This is a genomic window from Thalassobius sp. Cn5-15 (genome assembly GCF_022347685.1).
In the GTDB taxonomy this organism is placed as follows: domain Bacteria; phylum Pseudomonadota; class Alphaproteobacteria; order Rhodobacterales; family Rhodobacteraceae; genus Thalassobius.
Genome location: NZ_JAKRGF010000003.1, coordinates 109,004 through 126,592, shown reverse-complemented (window position 1 = coordinate 126,592; position 17,589 = coordinate 109,004). Strand labels below are relative to the sequence as shown.

The 17,589-nt window shown below is 58.7% G+C and carries 19 protein-coding genes; 4 read left to right on the top strand and 15 right to left on the bottom strand.

What is annotated here, in order from left to right; genetic code table 11:
- The first annotated feature begins 17 nt into the window (after nucleotides 1–17).
- From ccrA to MHM86_RS08710, 4 genes are all read left to right on the top strand, one after another.
- Nucleotides 18–1,307: a crotonyl-CoA carboxylase/reductase gene (ccrA, locus tag MHM86_RS08725; protein ID WP_239198011.1), complete on the top strand. Its 1,290-nt coding sequence runs from the start codon at nucleotides 18–20 to the stop codon at nucleotides 1,305–1,307.
- Between the two features lie 119 nt (nucleotides 1,308–1,426).
- Nucleotides 1,427–1,777, top strand: a complete 351-nt coding sequence (locus MHM86_RS08720) for a hypothetical protein (RefSeq protein WP_239198009.1) — start codon at nucleotides 1,427–1,429, stop codon at nucleotides 1,775–1,777.
- Between the two features lie 9 nt (nucleotides 1,778–1,786).
- Entirely contained in the window at nucleotides 1,787–3,331 is a 1,545-nt protein-coding gene (locus MHM86_RS08715) for an ATP-dependent RecD-like DNA helicase (protein ID WP_239198007.1), read from the top strand.
- Nucleotides 3,328–4,047 (top strand): SDR family oxidoreductase, encoded by a 720-nt coding sequence (locus tag MHM86_RS08710; RefSeq protein ID WP_239198005.1) that lies wholly within the window; start codon nucleotides 3,328–3,330, stop codon nucleotides 4,045–4,047. The genes MHM86_RS08715 and MHM86_RS08710 overlap by 4 nt, the downstream gene beginning before the upstream one ends.
- A gap of 9 nt (nucleotides 4,048–4,056) precedes the next feature.
- Here MHM86_RS08710 and MHM86_RS08705 read toward each other — a convergent pair whose 3' ends face one another.
- From MHM86_RS08705 to uvrB, 15 genes are all read right to left on the bottom strand, one after another.
- Nucleotides 4,057–4,821, bottom strand: a complete 765-nt coding sequence (locus MHM86_RS08705; RefSeq protein WP_239198003.1) for a TIGR02186 family protein — start codon at nucleotides 4,819–4,821, stop codon at nucleotides 4,057–4,059.
- Nucleotides 4,821–5,747, bottom strand: coding sequence for a sulfite exporter TauE/SafE family protein (locus tag MHM86_RS08700; protein WP_239198001.1), 927 nt, complete (start codon nucleotides 5,745–5,747; stop codon nucleotides 4,821–4,823). The genes MHM86_RS08705 and MHM86_RS08700 overlap by 1 nt, the downstream gene beginning before the upstream one ends.
- A gap of 204 nt (nucleotides 5,748–5,951) precedes the next feature.
- Nucleotides 5,952–6,962, bottom strand: coding sequence for an ABC transporter permease (locus tag MHM86_RS08695; RefSeq protein WP_239197999.1), 1,011 nt, complete (start codon nucleotides 6,960–6,962; stop codon nucleotides 5,952–5,954).
- Between the two features lie 4 nt (nucleotides 6,963–6,966).
- Nucleotides 6,967–8,064, bottom strand: a complete 1,098-nt coding sequence (locus MHM86_RS08690; protein WP_239197997.1) for an ABC transporter permease — start codon at nucleotides 8,062–8,064, stop codon at nucleotides 6,967–6,969.
- On the bottom strand, nucleotides 8,064–9,605 hold the full coding sequence (locus tag MHM86_RS08685; RefSeq protein ID WP_239197995.1) for an ABC transporter ATP-binding protein: 1,542 nt from the start codon (nucleotides 9,603–9,605) through the stop codon (nucleotides 8,064–8,066). The genes MHM86_RS08690 and MHM86_RS08685 overlap by 1 nt, the downstream gene beginning before the upstream one ends.
- Entirely contained in the window at nucleotides 9,602–9,967 is a 366-nt protein-coding gene (locus tag MHM86_RS08680; protein ID WP_239197993.1) for a nuclear transport factor 2 family protein, read from the bottom strand. The genes MHM86_RS08685 and MHM86_RS08680 overlap by 4 nt, the downstream gene beginning before the upstream one ends.
- Nucleotides 9,968–10,037: 70 nt before the next feature.
- Nucleotides 10,038–11,042, bottom strand: coding sequence for a BMP family protein (locus MHM86_RS08675; protein ID WP_239197991.1), 1,005 nt, complete (start codon nucleotides 11,040–11,042; stop codon nucleotides 10,038–10,040).
- A 173-nt stretch (nucleotides 11,043–11,215) separates the two neighbouring features.
- Entirely contained in the window at nucleotides 11,216–11,638 is a 423-nt protein-coding gene (locus MHM86_RS08670) for a GNAT family N-acetyltransferase (protein WP_239197989.1), read from the bottom strand.
- Nucleotides 11,638–12,252: a tRNA (adenosine(37)-N6)-threonylcarbamoyltransferase complex dimerization subunit type 1 TsaB gene (gene tsaB, locus MHM86_RS08665; protein ID WP_239197987.1), complete on the bottom strand. Its 615-nt coding sequence runs from the start codon at nucleotides 12,250–12,252 to the stop codon at nucleotides 11,638–11,640. Before tsaB ends, MHM86_RS08670 begins: the two co-directional genes overlap by 1 nt.
- Complete coding sequence (locus MHM86_RS08660; RefSeq protein WP_239197985.1) at nucleotides 12,242–12,805, bottom strand: NifU family protein; 564 nt, start codon at nucleotides 12,803–12,805, stop codon at nucleotides 12,242–12,244. Before MHM86_RS08660 ends, tsaB begins: the two co-directional genes overlap by 11 nt.
- 84 nt (nucleotides 12,806–12,889) lie before the next feature.
- Complete coding sequence (locus tag MHM86_RS08655; protein ID WP_239197983.1) at nucleotides 12,890–13,399, bottom strand: ClbS/DfsB family four-helix bundle protein; 510 nt, start codon at nucleotides 13,397–13,399, stop codon at nucleotides 12,890–12,892.
- A gap of 72 nt (nucleotides 13,400–13,471) precedes the next feature.
- A complete protein-coding gene (locus MHM86_RS08650; protein ID WP_239197981.1) occupies nucleotides 13,472–13,927 on the bottom strand; it encodes a universal stress protein in 456 nt (151 codons plus the stop codon).
- Nucleotides 13,928–14,016: 89 nt separating this feature from the next.
- Nucleotides 14,017–14,325: a hypothetical protein gene (locus MHM86_RS08645; protein ID WP_239197979.1), complete on the bottom strand. Its 309-nt coding sequence runs from the start codon at nucleotides 14,323–14,325 to the stop codon at nucleotides 14,017–14,019.
- A gap of 177 nt (nucleotides 14,326–14,502) precedes the next feature.
- A complete protein-coding gene (locus tag MHM86_RS08640; RefSeq protein ID WP_239197977.1) occupies nucleotides 14,503–14,901 on the bottom strand; it encodes a hypothetical protein in 399 nt (132 codons plus the stop codon).
- A 181-nt stretch (nucleotides 14,902–15,082) separates the two neighbouring features.
- Entirely contained in the window at nucleotides 15,083–17,275 is a 2,193-nt protein-coding gene (gene uvrB, locus MHM86_RS08635) for an excinuclease ABC subunit UvrB (protein ID WP_239197975.1), read from the bottom strand.
- Nucleotides 17,276–17,589 lie beyond the last annotated feature (314 nt).

Genomic DNA, 17,589 nt, shown 5'->3' with positions numbered 1-17,589 from the left:
ACTACATGGAGGCTCAGATGGCTCTGGATACCAACACCGGCACCGCATCCTACGATGCGCCAGAAAAAGATCTCTACGAAATCGGTGAAATGCCCCCGATGGGCTATGTTCCCGAAAAGATGTACGCTTGGGCGATCCGCCGCGAGCGTCAGGGTGAACCCGATCAGGCCATGCAGGTCGAAGTGGTAGACACCCCCAAGCTGGACAGCCACGAAGTGCTGGTTCTGGTTATGGCCGCGGGTGTGAACTACAATGGCATCTGGGCGGGTCTCGGTGTTCCGATCAGCATGTTCGATGTGCACAAGCAGCCTTACCACATTGCAGGCTCTGATGCCTCGGGGATCGTTTGGGCTGTTGGTGACCGCGTTAAGAACTGGAAAGTGGGCGATGAGGTTGTCATCCACTGTAACCAGGACGACGGTGACGATGAAGAATGCAACGGCGGCGACCCGATGTATTCGCCCAGCCAGCGTATCTGGGGGTATGAAACCCCCGATGGCTCCTTTGCTCAGTTCACCCGCGTTCAGGCACAACAGCTGCTGCCGCGTCCCAAACATCTGACCTGGGAAGAGAGCGCCTGCTACACCCTGACTTTGGCCACTGCGTACCGCATGCTGTTCGGCCACCACCCGCATGAACTGAAGCCGGGCCAGAATGTTCTGGTTTGGGGCGCGTCGGGCGGTCTGGGTTCCTATGCGATTCAGCTGGCAAACGCGGCCGGTGCCAACGCGATCGGCGTCATCTCGGGCGAAGACAAGCGTGATTTTGTGATGGGTCTGGGTGCCAAAGGCGTGATTAACCGCAAGGACTTCGACTGCTGGGGTCAGCTGCCTACTGTGAACACCCCCGAATACGATGCATGGTTCAAAGAAGCCCGTCGTTTCGGCAAAGCGATCTGGGACATCACTGGTAAGGGCAACAACGTAGACATCGTGTTCGAGCACCCCGGTGAATCGACTTTCCCGGTGTCGAACCTGGTCTGTAAGAAGGGCGGCATGGTTGTGATCTGCGCCGGCACCACCGGCTTTAACTGTACCTTCGACGTGCGTTATACGTGGATGCATCAGAAACGTCTTCAGGGGTCGCACTTCGCCCACCTGAAACAGGCGGCTGCCGCGAACAAACTGATGATCGAACGTCGCATCGATCCCTACATGTCCGAAGTGTTCCCTTGGGCCGAAATCCCCGATGCACATATGAAGATGTATAAAAACGAGCACAAGCCCGGCAACATGTCGGTGCTGGTTCAGGCCCCGAAAACCGGCCTGCGCACGCTGGAAGATGTTCTGGAGGCAGGTAAGGCCTAAGCGCCTTTCCCCTTCATTTCCCTCGACCGCATCCCTGCAAAGGGGTGCGGTTTTTTGTGGGCGGGTCTGCGTACGCAGCGTTTCCGGTTTGGTGAGGTGGTGGCGCTAGACCTCTGCCCATGCTGCGGTGGGAAACATATACGCGGACAGAGAGGTATCTGATCTGGGAGGACGCGGCGTTTCGTGCGCAGGGCTGGCTGTTGCTTGATCACCGGCATGGCGCATGGCAAATGGACGGCGATCTGCGCCTTAGCCCGATCTGTGACACGCAGGCTGCGGCGGCTTTGGCATTGGCGGCACAGGTGTTATCTGCGCAGGGTTCAGCCCGGAAAATCAGACATCTACAGGCGCTGGGCGTGCCTGCGCTCACCCGTGTTTCGCGCTGTTCCTTATCTCAGATTTGGCGTTGGGTGGCTGTTCCCCATGTCAGCCATGCAATGCCTCTGGCCCTTCCACCGCCCCCCATGTAGGGTCGCGCCATGACTGTTCCCGCGCTGCAATTCTCCGATGATCAGGCCGCTGCCTTTGATCGAATTACCGACATCCTGCGCGCTGCGGGGGTGGACCTGAATGATGATGACGGTGACCTCCTGCGCCCGCCAGAGGATGGCCGCAGTCGTGTCGTCGCGGTGACGGGTAAGGCAGGATCCGGTAAGACGCTTTTGCTGTCGCAACTCTACAAAGCGCTTGAGGCGGCGGGGGTTGAGGTGGTCTCCGGCGACTATGAGGGTAAAAAGCGCAAAGAACGTCGTACCTTGGCGATCCTTGCACCAACAAACAAAGCGGCCAGCGTGTTGCGGATGCGCGGCGTGCCTGCGACGACCATTCACCGTATCCTCTATACCCCCGTCTACGATCCCGAATATGAGAAGATTGCCGAGTGGTTGGCCGGTAGCGGAGACAAACCCGATATAGAAGAGCTGACCGATGAAGCGCTGGAACGCGCCAAAGCGTTTTATGAACTGCATAAATCCATTCCCGGCGCTTTGGCCGCTGCGGGTCTGCGCGGGTCCGACTTTATCACCGGCTGGAAACGGCGGGACGAACCGCTGGACATTGGATTTATCGACGAAAGCTCGATGCTGGACGATAAACAGGTCACAGATCTGAAAGAGATTTTCCCAACGCTGGTGCTGTTCGGCGATCCCGCCCAGTTGGCACCGGTGGGGCAGTCGGGGCAGATGGTCTTTGACACCATGCCACCACAGGCGGTGATGAATCTCAGTCGTATTCACCGTCAGCAAGCGGATAACCCGATCCTTGATCTGGCCCACGCACTGGCGGATCCTCAGATCGGGTTTGAGGACTTTGAACGCTTGGTCGAAGACAGTGCCAAGCGCGATGACCGCGTGATCTGGGGCCAGCGGGTAGAGGTGGACCTGATGGCACGTTCCCCCGTCCTTGTTTGGCGCAACGCCACGCGGATCCGGCTGATCAACGCCTTCCGCTCTGTTTACGGCGCGCCGGAGGATGAGTTGTTGTCCGGTGAACCGCTGATTTGTGACGGGATCGAACTGCCGTTGAAACACCGCAAGAAGCGACTGGATCTGGAGGCTCGCGGCCTGATCAAGGGCGCGCAGGTGGTGTTTCTGGGCAAGGGACGCAAACCCGGATTCTCTCGCCTGCATGTGATGGGGGCAGAGGATCCGCAGGTTTCTGCAGCCTCGATTGTGAAGATTGAAAAACCTGATGAGGAAGAGCCGTTCATCCCCTTCGCCGCCCGTATGGGCGCTGTGTTCCTGCATGGTGCGGCGGTGACGATCCACAAGGCGCAAGGCTCACAATGGCAGAACGTGCAGGTCTTTGCCCCTGACCTCTACGCAGCCGCACGTATGGGACGGGTGGAGGCAGGGCAACCTCTGTGGAAACGTCTGGCTTATGTCGCGATCACCCGCGCCGAAGAGCGCCTGCATTGGGTGGTGCGCCCACGTCTGTCAAAACCGTCAGAGCCGCTGCGCATCGACGACCTGAAAGCCAAGGCCGCCCCGACCCTCACCCTGACGCAAGAGGAGAGCGAGGCATGAAAACCATCCTGATCACCGGCGCCAGCGCGGGCATCGGCGCGGCCTGCGCACGTGCCTTCCTAGAGGCGGGTTGGCAGGTGGGCCTGTTGGCCCGCCGCGCAGAGGCATTGGCAGATGTGGCTGGCGGTCTTGAAAATGCGGTGATCCTACCTTGTGACGTAACGGATGCCACAGCGGTTCGCGCGGCGTTTGATACCTTCGTGGCGCAGGCGGGGCGGCTTGATGTGCTGTTTAACAACGCAGGCACGTTTGGAACCGCGGGCACGGTGGATGCGATCGCGCCCGAAGACTGGGATCGGGTGCGGGCGGTGAACTTGGACGGAATGCTCTACTGCGCACAGGCGGCGTTTGGCCAGATGCGGCGGCAGGTTCCGCAGGGCGGACGGATCATCAACAACGGCTCCATTTCGGCCCATAGTCCGCGTGAGGGGTCGATCTGTTATACTACGACGAAACACGCGATTACTGGGATGACCAAATCGCTGTCGCTGGACGGACGGCCTTTCGGGATTGCCTGCAGTCAGATCGATATCGGCAATGCGCGCACAGAATTGTTGCAGGGCATCATGGATCAAGACCCGGAAAACGCGCCGCCCACGATGGATGTTACTCATGTCAGTGACGCGGTTCTGCATATGGCGGGCCTGCCGGCAGAGGCGAACGTGCAGTTCATGACGCTTATGGCCACCACGATGCCCTATGTCGGGCGTGGCTAACGCGTTGCTTTAGCCGTCACGGATCAGTCGGAACAGGGCAGAGGCACCCCAGCCGCAGAACACCGCAATCACGATCGACAACAATCCATAAATCGGTGCCTGATCTTGGGCCAGATTGAATAGGAACCGTTCCAGCCCGACCTTGCGCACGTCAATTATCGTTGTCATATCCGCTACTACATTGCCGTCGCGCAGCAGGAAAATCCGCGCGTTATAATCGCCCTCTGTCAGGTTGGATGGCAGTGCGATAGAGGCGCGGAACAGCGTTTGCTGATCCACTTTTACCGCATCCTCCAACAGTTGGTAGGATCCGTTATTGGCCTGAATCCGCATCAGGGCATCGGTAAAGGCCTGTGTGTTACCAAAGGCGACAGTGGCGCTGACCGACTGGATCGCCTTGTCTATGGTAATGGCGTAGCGTTCGTTTTCGATCCGGCGCAGAATATCCTCCAGCGGGGCGGAGGAAGCCACCGCGTAGAAGGCCGGTGCGCGCTCCACCTCCAGTGTCGCGCCGTTCATCCAGATGCCAAACCGGCGCTCTTTGCGGCGGACCTCGACAGGGCCAGTGGGACCTTCGATGGCGATGATGACGTTCAGATCGCTCTCAGGGATCGCCACTTCACGTTTCACCGCGCCGAAGATCAGGATATCGGAGCCATCAAACTGCGCGGTGATTGCCACCTGGTCCTGACTGAGGCCGAGCACGATCGCTTCCTCGGCCTGCGCGGCGAAGGTGAGGGTGAGCAGCGTGATCAGCGAAATGAGCCAGCGCATCACCGCCCCCCTGCCGCAACGCGGCTGATGGAATAAAGCTCTCGTGGTTCCAACAGCAGGTCCAGAGCAATCTTGCCACAGACCGACAGCACGAGAAGCGCGAGCAGGATGCGCAGTGTCTCTGCCTTCAGCTTAACCCCGATGGAACTGCCAAACTGGGCCCCGATGACGCCGCCGATCAACAGGAACAGGGCCAGCGGCAGGTCCACAGTTTTGTTGGTGATCGCGTGCAGTAGCGTGTTGAAACCGGCAACAAAGATAATCTGAAACAGCGAGGTGCCGACAACCACTTTGGTCGGCATGCCAAGGATATAGATCATCGCAGGGACCATGATAAACCCACCCCCAACGCCCATCACCGCCGACAGAACCCCAACGGCGGCACCGACCAGTAACACCGGAATGACAGAGATATAGAGGCCAGAGGCGCGAAAGCGGATCTTGAACGGCAGACCATGCACCCAATTGTGCTGGCTGCGCTTGCGGCGTGCGCCGCCTGCCTTGCGGGCGCGACGAATGGCACGCAGGCTTTCTATGAACATCAGCCCGCCGATAATGCCAAGGAAGACAACATAGCAGAGCTGCACCAGTAGATCGACTTGGCCCAGAGATTTCAGATAGTTGAACAGCAAGATGCCAAGTGCTGATCCGACAAGACCACCGGCCAGAAGGTAGGTGCCCATTTTCAGGTCTACTGTCTTGCGTTTTAAGTGCGCAAAGAGGCCAGAGACAGAGGAGGCAACGATCTGATTGGCTGATGTGGCCACCGCGACCGCAGGCGGGATGCCGACAAAAAACAGCAAAGGCGTGATCAGAAACCCGCCACCAACGCCGAAAATGCCGGATAAGACCCCCACAAGCCCACCAAGTCCGAACAACAGGAAAATGTTTACCGAAACCTCGGCGATGGGGAGGTAGAACTGCATATGTTTTCCTAGCGTGAGCTTGGTCGTTCTCGCAAGGGAAAGCTGTGAAATTTTGACGCAGGTGTTGCTGGAGGGGCGCTGCCGCCCTTATGGGTCATATGATATGACCCAATTCACCATGGGATGTTTGGTGACAGTGAACGAAAATATAGCCCGGGCGGTTGGAACCGTCCGGGCTGCTGTCTTTGGGATGGGGGGGCGTGTTTAGCGTTCCTTCACGTAGGGTTGCCCACCGGCACGTGGTGGGATCGCCTTGCCAACAAAACCAGCGAGGATCACCACCGTCAGGATATAGGGTAGCGCGCCCAACAGCTGTGCCTGAACGGCAACGCCAGTGACGTTTTCGATCATGTCAGGGCGCAGTTCCAGCGCCTGAAACAGGCCGAACAGCAGGGTCGCGGATAGCGCGTACCAAGGCCGCCATTTGGCAAAGATCAGTGCCGCCAGGGCGATATAGCCGCGCCCTGCGGTCATATCCTTGACGAAGCCTGCCTGAAGCGCGGTGGCCAGATAGGCGCCCGCAATGCCGCAGAGGACGCCGCAGATCATCACCGCCGCATAGCGCAGGCCGACGACAGACACACCGGCTGTGTCAACAGATGCGGGGTTTTCTCCAACAGCCCGCAGGCGCAGGCCGAAACGGGTGGCGTAGAGCACCCACCACGTCAGCGGCACCAGTGCAAAGGCGATATAGACAAGGATCGAGTGACCAGAGATCAGCTCTGAATAGATCTGCTGAAGCGGACCCGCCTCTGCGATCAATTGCGACAGCGGGCGGCCTGCAGCCTCTGCCTCTGTCGGGCCGATCGCGAAGGGTAGCTCAATGCCAATGAAACGGCTGTCATCTGTGAGGGACGGCGTGCGCCCACCTTGGGCAAACCAGCTTTGCGCGACCAGAACGGTCATCCCGCTTGCCAGCATGGTGATCGCGAGGCCAGAGATTAGCTGGTTGCCGCGGAAGGTGATCGAGGCAAGGCCGTGGATACCCGACAGCACCAGCGAAATACTGATGCCTGCCAGAAGGCCCATCCAGACGGACCCCATGCTGTAGGCAATCGCCGCCGAGAAGAAGGCGGCGGCCAGCATCTTGCCTTCTAGTCCAATATCGAAAATGCCGGCGCGTTCTGAATAGAGGCCCGCCAGACAGGCCAGCAGCAGCGGCGTAGCCAGACGGATGGTTGTGTCGAAGAGTTGGATCAGATCAAGGAATGCCATGTGCTCAGCCCTCCTTTCTAGTGTTGAGGGCTAGGAAAACCCGTTCCAGTGGCATCCGCACCATATTGTCCAGCGCCCCAGTGAACAGGATGACCAGCGCCTGAATGACGACGATCAGCTCGCGTGGGATATTGGTCCACAGCGCCAGTTCCGCGCCGCCCTGATAGAGGAAGCCAAAGAGGATCGCGGCCAGAAATACTCCGAACGGGTGGTTGCGGCCCATCAGTGACACGGCGATACCGATGAAACCGGCGCCTTCCACCGCGTTCAGGACCAGTCGTTCGCTTTCACCCATCACGTTGTTGATCGCCATCATCCCTGCCAGACCGCCGGAAATCAGCATGGTTACGATGGTGATTTTGAATGGCGAAATACCTGCGTAGCGCGCCGCGCTTTCAGATTTCCCGAAGGCACGCAATTCAAACCCGAAACGGGTGCGCCATATCAGCGCCCAGACGCCGATACAGGCGGCAATGGCGATCAGCAGACTGATGTTGGCGGGGGCGTGTTTGGAAAACTCAATCCCGACAGTGCCCAGAATGTCATGCAGACTGGGCAAATGTGTTGACTCTGGGAACTTCGCCGATGCCGGATCCATCGCGCGTGGGGGGCGCAACTGGTTTACCAGCACGTAGTTCAGCAGCGAAAAGGCGATAAAGTTGAACATGATGGTGGTGATCACCACGTGGCTGCCGCGCCGCACCTGCAGGTAAGCGGGTATCAGCGCCCATGCTGCGCCAAAGAGTGCCGCCCCGCCGGAGGCTGCGATGAGGGCGATTGACCAATGCGGCCATGGGATGAACAGGCAGATCAGCGCGACGCCCAGACCGCCCAGCATCGCCTGACCTTCGCCACCGATGTTGAACAGGCTGGCATGGAAGGCAATCGCCACCGCAAGGCCGGTGAACATGAAGTTGGTTGCGTAATACAGCGTGTAGCCCCAGCCGTTGCTGGAGCCCAGCGCGCCCTGCACCATCAGTTTTACCGCCTCAATCGGGTCCTCGCCGATGGCCAGGATCACCAGTGCAGAAATCGCCGTCGCCAGAATAAGAGAAATCAGCGGGATCAGGACCACATCGGCCCACTTAGGCATCTTATCCATCAGGCCGCTCCTTCACTTGCGGTCACGCCAGCCATCAGCAGGCCCAGTTCTTGTGCGTTGGTGTCTTGGGGCAGGCGCTCGCCCATGATCTCGCCATCAAACATCACCGCGATGCGGTCTGACAGCGACATGATCTCATCCAGTTCGACCGAGACGAGGAGGATCGCCTTGCCCTGATCACGCAGCTCGATGATTTGTTTGTGGATGAACTCAATCGCGCCGATGTCGACACCACGGGTCGGCTGACCAATCAGCAAGAGGTCGGGGTTCCGCTCAATCTCTCGCGCGACAACGATTTTCTGCTGGTTGCCACCAGAGAAATTTTTCGCCGCCAGCCACGGCAGCGGCGGACGCACGTCGAACTTGTCCATCTTGGCCTGTGTGTCGGCCCGCAAGGCAGCGTTGTCCATGAACAGGGCGTTCTTCTGATACTTCGCATCGTGATGATAGCCGAAGGCGACGTTTTCCCAAGCGTGGAAATCCATGATCAGACCTTCGCTCTGACGATCCTCCGGTACGTGGGCAATGCCACGCGCACGACGCGAGCGGCCATCGGAATGCTTGCCAGTCAAGTCTAGCGCATCACCGTTCAGGCGCACAGTCCCCTGACCTGTGATCATGCCGCCCAGAACCTCCATCAATTCCGATTGACCATTCCCTGCCACACCGGCAATGCCGAGGATTTCACCCGCGCGGATGTTGAGCGATACGTTCTTCAGGCGCTCAACGCCGTTATCATCGGTGACGGAGAGGTTCTCCACCTCTAAAATGGTTTGGGCAGGCTGGGCTGGTGCCTTTTCCACCTGTAACAGAACCTTGCGGCCAACCATCAGCTCGGCCAGCTGTTCTGGGTCTGTTTCAGCGGTTTTCACCGTGGCGGTCATCTGGCCCCGACGCATCACACTGACGGTGTCGGTGGTGTCCATAATTTCTCGCAGTTTGTGGGTGATCAGGATGATGGTCTTGCCCTCGTCACGCAGGCGGTCGAGGATGCGGAACAGCTGATCGGCCTCTGCTGGGGTCAAAACGCCGGTGGGCTCATCAAGGATGAGGATGTCGGCTTTGCGATAAAGCGCTTTCAGGATCTCCACCCGCTGCTGATGCCCGACCGAGAGGTTTTCAATCAAAGTGTCAGGATTGACGTTCAACTCATATTCTTCGGCCAGATGGCGCAGCTCTTTGCGGGCTTTGCGTAGCGAGGGGCGCAGTAAAGCACCATCTTCGGCGCCTAGTACGATGTTTTCCAGCACGGTGAAGTTTTCCACCAGCTTGAAGTGCTGGAACACCATACCGATGCCGGCCGCAATCGCCGCCTGACTGTCGGTGATTTGGGTTTTCTGACCCTTGATGTAAATCTCACCCGCATCCGCCTTGTAGAAGCCGTAGAGGATCGACATCAGGGTCGATTTCCCTGCGCCGTTTTCCCCGATAATGCCGTGGATTGTTCCCGGCTGGACTGAGATCGAGATGTCCTTGTTTGCCTGGACAGGGCCAAAGGCCTTGGAGATACCTTTGAGTTCGATGGCCGGTGCTGACGTCACTGATTGTCCCCCATTCCGGTAAAACCGACCAGTCGGGATAATGTCCCCCCCTCCAGTTCGGCAAAATACTGACCGCGCATCAGCACGGTCTCATTATTGATGAAATCCACCGTGGCGCGGGCAAATCCATGATGTGTGTCAACTGTGAGAACACGGGCGGCTGCGCCGGGCATCTGGATGGAAAACATTGAAACATAGTCGATCACCGCCTCTGCACCCACCAGCGGGGCAGGGGTGTTGGGATCGGCATAGGTGCAGTTGGGCGACAAGACGGCGGACAGAGCGGCCCGTTGGGCGCTACCCTGCGCATCGGCATCATCCTTGCGCCAAGCGGCAAAAAACTGGTCTAGGGGATGTGTCATCTGATTTCCCTATAACAGAAGGCCGCGCCGATCTGGCGCGGCCCCCTGATCTTTGACGATAGGTGCCGGATTAGAATTTGTGAACCGGGCAGCTGTCGTTGGTGTAGTAGGCTTCGACTTTCAGATCGCCGGAAATGATCTTGGCGCGCGCTTCTTCTACGGCGGCCTTCATGTCGTCGGTGATCAGCGCGGCGTTGTGTTCGTCCATCGCGACGCCAACACCCTCATCGGCCAGACCCAGAATGGTGAAGCCGCCAGTTTCCAGACCTTCGCCCGCTTTCATCGCGTTATAAACGGCAACGTCCACGCGTTTCAGCATCGAGGTCAGAACCTTGCCCGAGTGCAGGTGGTTCTGGTTGCTGTCCACGCCGATCGACAGGATGTTTTCATCCGCCGCGGTCTGCAGAACACCAACGCCGGTGCCGCCTGCCGCGGCATAAACAACGTCTGCACCTTGGCTGATCTGTGCTTTGGTCAACTCAGAGCCTTTTACCGGATCGTTCCATGCGGCGGGGGTGGTGCCGGTCATGTTGGTGATCACGGTGATGTCGGGGTTTACGGCCTTCGCGCCTTGCGCGTAGCCACAGCCAAAGTGACGGATCAGCGGGATGTCCATGCCACCGATGAAGCCAACGGTGCCGGATTTCGACGCCATCGCGGCCATCATACCGACCAGATAGGAGCCTTCATGCTCTTGAAAACCCACCAGTTGTACGTTGCCCGGAACTTCAGGCAGCCAGCCGTCGATGTTGACGAATTTGGTGTCGGGATAGTCGCCGGCGACAGCTTCAACCGGGGTTGCAAAGGCGAAACCGGTGGTGATGACCGGGTTGGCGCCCGCTTCGGCAAAACGGCGCAGGGCTTGCTCACGCTGGGCTTCGGATTGCAGTTCGATCTCAAAGAATTTGCCGCCAGTCTCTTCGGCCCAACGGGATGCACCGGTAAAGGCTGCTTCGTTGAAGGATTTGTCAAACTTGCCACCCAGGTCGAAAATCAGGGCGGGCTCAGCGGCCACGGCACCGGCGGTCAGGGCCACAGTGGCGGCAGCGCCGAGGAACTTCTGCATCAGAGTCATAATACTCTCCCATAATGTTGAATGCGGGGGCTTTTCCTAGCCCTCCAGCAAATGAGCAGATCAGGTCTGTCCAATCCAGATTTAGGCCGTAGCCTAACGTGAGGGTCAACAGGAAACTGAGGGCTCCCCTTTGACTACTCGGTCAAAAGGGGGCTGTGCAACGGGATTCGCTATTATAGGATGCGGTTCATGATGATTGCGGCGACCCTTTGCCCTTTCTGCATCCGGTAGTAATCCGGTCGCAACGCAGCACGCGTATAGCCAGCGGTTTCATATAGTCGAATCGCTGCGATATTTGTCTCGGCCACCTCAAGGAAGGCGGTCGCAGCGCCGCGCGCCTGCGCGGTTGCGTGATAGGTAGCCAGCGTTGCCCGGCCCAACCCGCCCCCCTGTGCGTCAGGGTCTGTGGCCAAGGTCAGCAGTTCGGCCTCCCCTGCGATCACGCGGCCAAGGGCAAAGCTGGTGGTATCCCCGATGAGAAACACATGGCGCGAAGATAGCAGATCGGCGATTTCTACCGCCGACCAAGGACGCTGATCGGTGAAGGCACGTGCGTGCGTCTGTGCCAGCGCGTCAGGGTAAACTTCGGTGGTCATCAGACCGAACCATCCGGCAGGATGGTCGGCGCCGGATCACGTGGCGGCGCGGCATCGGCGGCCTTGATGTAAAGGGGGGCAGGGGCGTCAAACTGCCCGCTGGGATCCTTGCTCAGCTTTTGTGCTGCGGCCTGCGCGATCTGGATCGCTATTGTGGCGGCCTGTGGCGTTTTCAGCGGGGCGTCCTGCATGATGTCCAGCATCTCATCCGCAGTGGCCAGATAGGGCGTGCCGCCTTCGGGGGACAGATACGCCTGCCCACGTGGGCCGGGCACCGCGCTGATGCCTATGGCAGGATCTTGCGCCAGCGCCTCGAAACTGTTCACCCCAATCGCCGGAATACCCAATCCCAGCGCCAGACCGCGGGCGGCAGAGACTGAAATGCGAATGCCGGTGAAATTGCCGGGTCCGATGCCCACGCCAATCGCGTTGAGGTCGCCCCAAGCCTTGCCAGCCTCTGCCAGCACCTGTTCCAACAGCGGCATCAGGTGTTCGGCCTGCCCGCGCGACATTTCAACATGGGCGCTGGCCAGCACCTGATCCCCTGACAGCAAAGCGGCCGCGCAATGCGCGGCCGATGTGTCAAATCCCAGTATCACTGCGTCAGACGGCAACGGGGCGTACCTCTGTCACTTCGGGGATGTAGTGGCGCAGCAGGTTCTCGATCCCCATTTTCAGCGTCAGGGTCGAGGATGGACAACCAGCGCAGGCGCCTTGCATGTGCAGGTAAACAACGCCGCGGTCAAACCCGTGGAAGGTGATGTCACCACCATCCTGAGCCACCGCAGGACGCACGCGGGTGTCCAGCAGTTCCTTGATCTGATCGACGATCTCGCCATCTTCGCCGGTGTGTTCGGCGTGGCCAGAGGCGGCGGTGGCCTCACCCGCCATAACCGGATCGCCGGACTGGAAGTGCTCCATGATCGCACCCAGAATGCCGGGTTTGATATGATCCCATTCAACACCCTCTGCTTTGGTCACCGTGACGAAATCTGCGCCGAAGAACACGCCGGTGATGCCGGAAACCGCAAAAATGCGCTGCGCCAGTGGTGATGCGTCAGAGGCTTCTGCGCTGGGGAAATCGGCTGTGCCGGTGCCCAGAACAGCCTGACCGGGCAGGAATTTCAACGTTGCGGGGTTCGGGGTGGATTCGGTCTGAATGAACATAGCGTGCAATCCTCATGGCTTGACAGAGATATGCGCCCGGCCTCGCGCAGAGTCAAGGTTTAGAATAGTTCTAACTTTGATGTTTCAGGTGGGTTTCAGCTGATTTAAGCGACGGCGAAGATATTTGCGTGCGGAACGGTAGTGGGATGCGCCGGCAGCCTCTGCCCAACGCCCTGTGGGCCACTTGCTGTTACCTCCCTTCATAGGGGCGGCATAAAGCTGATGGTCATCCAGCGCGCCAATCAATTCAACCAGTTTACGATGATTGCCTGACAGCAACTGGCGGGCTTCACCCCATGTCATGTCACGCTGCGTGACCCGCAGATCCGCATTATAGACTTTGAGCATATTCCATTTGTACCCCGGTGCCGGGATGGCGGGGTGTTTGCCCGCTTGCCCATCCGCGTACCAGCCCAAAAACAATTCGATCCAATGGGCGCGATGGGCGACGATGTCCTTGGGGGTTGTGCCCTCTGCATTTGGGTCTGGTGTGGTCTGTGCACTGCGCGCCACAGTATCAAGCAGCGATGTGAGGGCGGTAAATTCAGTTTGGGTGGCTGAAAGCAAGTCTGCTTTGCAGGTGGCTGCGGTCATGAAACGGTGGTCCGGCGGGTGTGATCGCCTGCGATGTTAGGGCAGGCTACCTTACTGCGGCCTTGATGCAGATCAGGTGATCGATTCCAGCCGTTCCTTGGACAGATCCCCAGGGACGATAGTGATTGGCACTGGCAAGGTGCCGGCTGAACGGCTGAGCTGTGTGACCAGTGGTCCTGGGCCCTTCTTGTCCGTGCCAGCACCCAAAACCAGCACGCCAATTTCGGGGTCATCATGGATCTGCGCCAAAATCTCGGTCACGGCTTCGCCTTCGCGGATCACCAGTTCGGGATCAATCCCCTGACGGTCGCGCATCCACTTGGCAAAGACCTCATAGTGGACCTCAATCCGCTCTCGCGCCTCTTCGCGCATGATGTCACCAACGCCGATCCAGTGATTGAACTCCTCCGGCTCAATGACCGAAAGGATTTCGACTCCGCCGCCGGTCTTGGCGGCGCGCATGGCGGCAAAGCGCATGGCATTCAGGCATTCGCGGCTGTCATCCAAAATCACCAGAAACTTACGCATTTTCACCCCTCGCGGATCCAAATCCCCACTCAGCGGCGATCATGGCGCAGGCGGACGCGGCTGGCAAGTATGCTGCAGGTCTTACGGTGTCAGCTGCAGACCGCTGCCGCAGTGGCGCCGAAATCCACGTAGCGTTTCCAGAACCGCTCATCCGAACGGCGATCAGACTGGCGCACTTCCTGTGCGCTGTGCGGATCCTTGAAGAACTTCGCCGCCTTGCGTTGGTCAGTCGAACTAAGTGTCTGTTTCGCCACCCGCCCGATGCAGCCACACAGCTGACGTGTTGCGCCATCGCGCGGGGAGGTCAGGCATGCCCGTTCAATCGGACCAGCGGTAGCGGGCAGTGTGATGGGGGTCATCAGGGCCGCCAGAAAGGCGGCGGTATAGATCTGTTTCATGCTCATGCCTCAAGCTCTGATGTGCAACGGGTTGTGCCGTTTGTTTTGGCCTGTCGGGGTTGAGTATGGCGTAACTGTGCGGCTGAGGGAAGGGGCTGGCGCAGAGGCGGTGCAGGGCAGGCAGGTTTATGCTATGCGACCCGAATGCGGACATTGGGCGTGATGTCAGCCATCGTGCTAGCGCTGGATCGCCTCACCTGCCACCAGTTGATCCAACACGAAAATTCTGTATTCGCCATAGCTTTGCTGCAGGATCTGAACCTCCTCTGCGGTCAGTTCGCGGCGGCTGTAGTCTGCATCTTCCAGACAGCGATCGGTTCCTCTCGCTTCGCCTGCGTAGCGGATTTGGTCTTCGTTTTCGGCAATGATCATCGGGCCCAACAGTACTCCGCCTAAAAGCACGCCAAGGACATAATTCACGGTGACGGCGTTGCTGCCGGATACCCGCGCCTCGGGTATACACTGGCGCACTGCCTCGCGGGCAGCGAAATAGGATTTTCCGGGTTGCGACGGCACCGAAGGTGGATAGGTGCTCGCGCATCCCGCGAGCAGGGTTGCAATCAGGACACAAGCCACACTGCTTCTTATGCGTTTGCGTGAAAATTCGTTTAATACTATATTGCTGGCGAGGCGCTGCATGGCAAAAGCGTGCCCTTTAAAGTAGTTTTTTCAGATTAACTTACTCGAAAAAGAGAGGCGGTCAATCCTCCATCCGGCCTCTCAGCCGATTTGCTGTGCGACAGCCAAATGCCTTTCGTTACCGTCCCCGCCGTTTCACATTGCCACCACGCTGCCCCGCACGTCCGGCGGTGGATCGGCCGCGTTTCTGGCTGGCCTCCTCGACCGCTGCGTCAACCGCGGATTGACGGGCCAGCGGATCATCGGCGATGGCCAGATCCACGGCCTCCAGCCGTTTGACCTCGTCACGCAGGCGTGCGGCTTCTTCAAACTCCAGGTTCTCTGCCGCTTTGCGCATCTCTTCGCGCAGACCATTGAGGTGGCTTTCCAGATTGGCGCCATGCATCGGCTTGTCGATTTTGGCAGTAACCCGCGACTGGTCGGTGTCGCCCTTATAAAGGCCTGCCAGCACATCCTCGACGTTCTTTTGCACTGTCGCAGGCGTAATGCCGTGCAGTTCATTATACGCGATCTGTTTTTCGCGACGACGCGAGGTTTCGGCCAGCGCCCGCTCCATTGAGCCGGTGATTTTATCGGCATACATGATCACCCGCCCGTCGGCGTTCCGCGCCGCGCGGCCGATGGTCTGAATGAGCGAGGTTTCAGAGCGCAGGAAGCCCTCTTTGTCTGCATCCAGAATGGCGACCAATCCGCATTCGGGAATATCCAAACCCTCGCGCAGTAGGTTGATACCGATCAGCACGTCAAAGGCGCCAAGGCGCAGATCGCGCAGAATTTCAATCCGCTCCAGCGTGTCGATGTCGCTGTGCATGTAGCGCACCTTGATGCCCTGTTCGTGCAGGTATTCGGTCAGATCCTCTGCCATGCGTTTGGTCAGCGTGGTGACCAGCGTGCGGTAGCCACCTGCACTGACGCGGCGGATTTCGTCCAGAAGGTCATCAACCTGCATATCAACAGGCCGGATCTCGACCTCTGGATCCAAAAGGCCGGTGGGCCGGATCACCTGTTCAGCAAAGACACCGCCGGCCTGCTCCATCTCCCACGCGGCGGGGGTGGCGGAAACAAAGACGGATTGTGGCCGCATCGCATCCCATTCCTCAAACTTCAGCGGTCGGTTGTCCATGCAGGATGGCAGGCGGAAGCCATGTTCAGCCAGCGTAAACTTGCGCCGGTGGTCGCCGCGATACATGCCGCCGATCTGTGGTACGGAGACATGACTCTCATCAGCGAAAACAATGGCATCGTCGGGGATGAATTCAAACAGGGTTGGGGGCGGCTCGCCAGGGGCGCGGCCTGTCAGATAACGCGAGTAGTTTTCAATGCCGTTACAGTGGCCGGTGGCCTCCAGCATCTCGATATCGAAGTTGGTGCGTTGCTCCAGCCGCTGTGCTTCCAGCAGTTTGCCCTCATCCACCAACTGATTGAGGCGCAGCTTTAACTCTTTCTTGATCGAAATAACCGCCTGATTAAGTGTCGGCTTCGGCGTTACGTAGTGCGAGTTTGCATAAACGCGGATCTTTTCAAAGGTGCCCGTCTTTTCCCCCGTCAGCGGGTCAAATTCGGTGATCGTCTCCAGCTCCTCGCCAAAGAAGGACAGCCGCCAGGCCCGGTCCTCAAGGTGGGCCGGAAAAATTTCCAGCACATCACCGCGCACCCTGAATGATCCGCGCTGGAAAGCCTGATCATTGCGCTTGTACTGCTGCGCCACCAGATCGGCCATAATTTCGCGTTGATTGTACTCTTCGCCCGCTACCAGATCCTGTGTCATTGCCGAATAGGTTTCGACCGAACCGATACCGTAGATACAAGAGACCGAAGCGATGATAATCACATCATCCCGTTCCAGGAGCGCCCGCGTGGCCGAGTGGCGCATGCGGTCAATCTGCTCGTTGATCTGGCTTTCCTTCTCGATATAGGTGTCCGAGCGCGGCACGTAGGCCTCTGGCTGGTAGTAGTCATAAAAGGAAACGAAATATTCGACCGCGTTGTCGGGGAAGAAACCTTTGAACTCCCCATATAGCTGCGCCGCCAGCGTTTTGTTCGGTGCCAGAATGATCGCGGGGCGCTGGGTTTCCTCAATGACCTTGGCCATGGTAAAGGTCTTGCCCGTGCCCGTTGCGCCCAGCAGCACCTGATCGCGCTCTCCCTCGTTGATGCCGCCAGACAGTTCGGCAATCGCTGTGGGCTGGTCGCCGGCGGGGGAAAATTCGGTCTGCATGACAAAGGCCTTGCCGCCCTCCAGCTTGTCGCGGGCCACGCGGTCTTCGACACTGGTTTTGGCGACAGATTTGTCGGAATGGGCGTAGGGCATTTCGCTCTCCTGATCGGTCAGGCTAATCTGGTCCCTTTTTGTTCCGGTTCAAGGATAAAGGCAATGGGAACGCGCACTGGCGCGCATGGAAAGCGTGAACGATGACAAAATTCTCGGCGGTTAACGCGGCGAGTTTTATGTGCAGACACAACTGGCGGATTTTTAATTATTCTTTTGTTTCAATGTACCTAGCGTCACTTGCAAGATAGTTGCGAAATGGTGATTTTGATGTTAACCTTTTCTGGCAAGTGCAAGGCTTGGCTGCCAGAAGGCCGCACTTCACCCACCCCTCGCTCCCTGCGGTTAACTGGCAG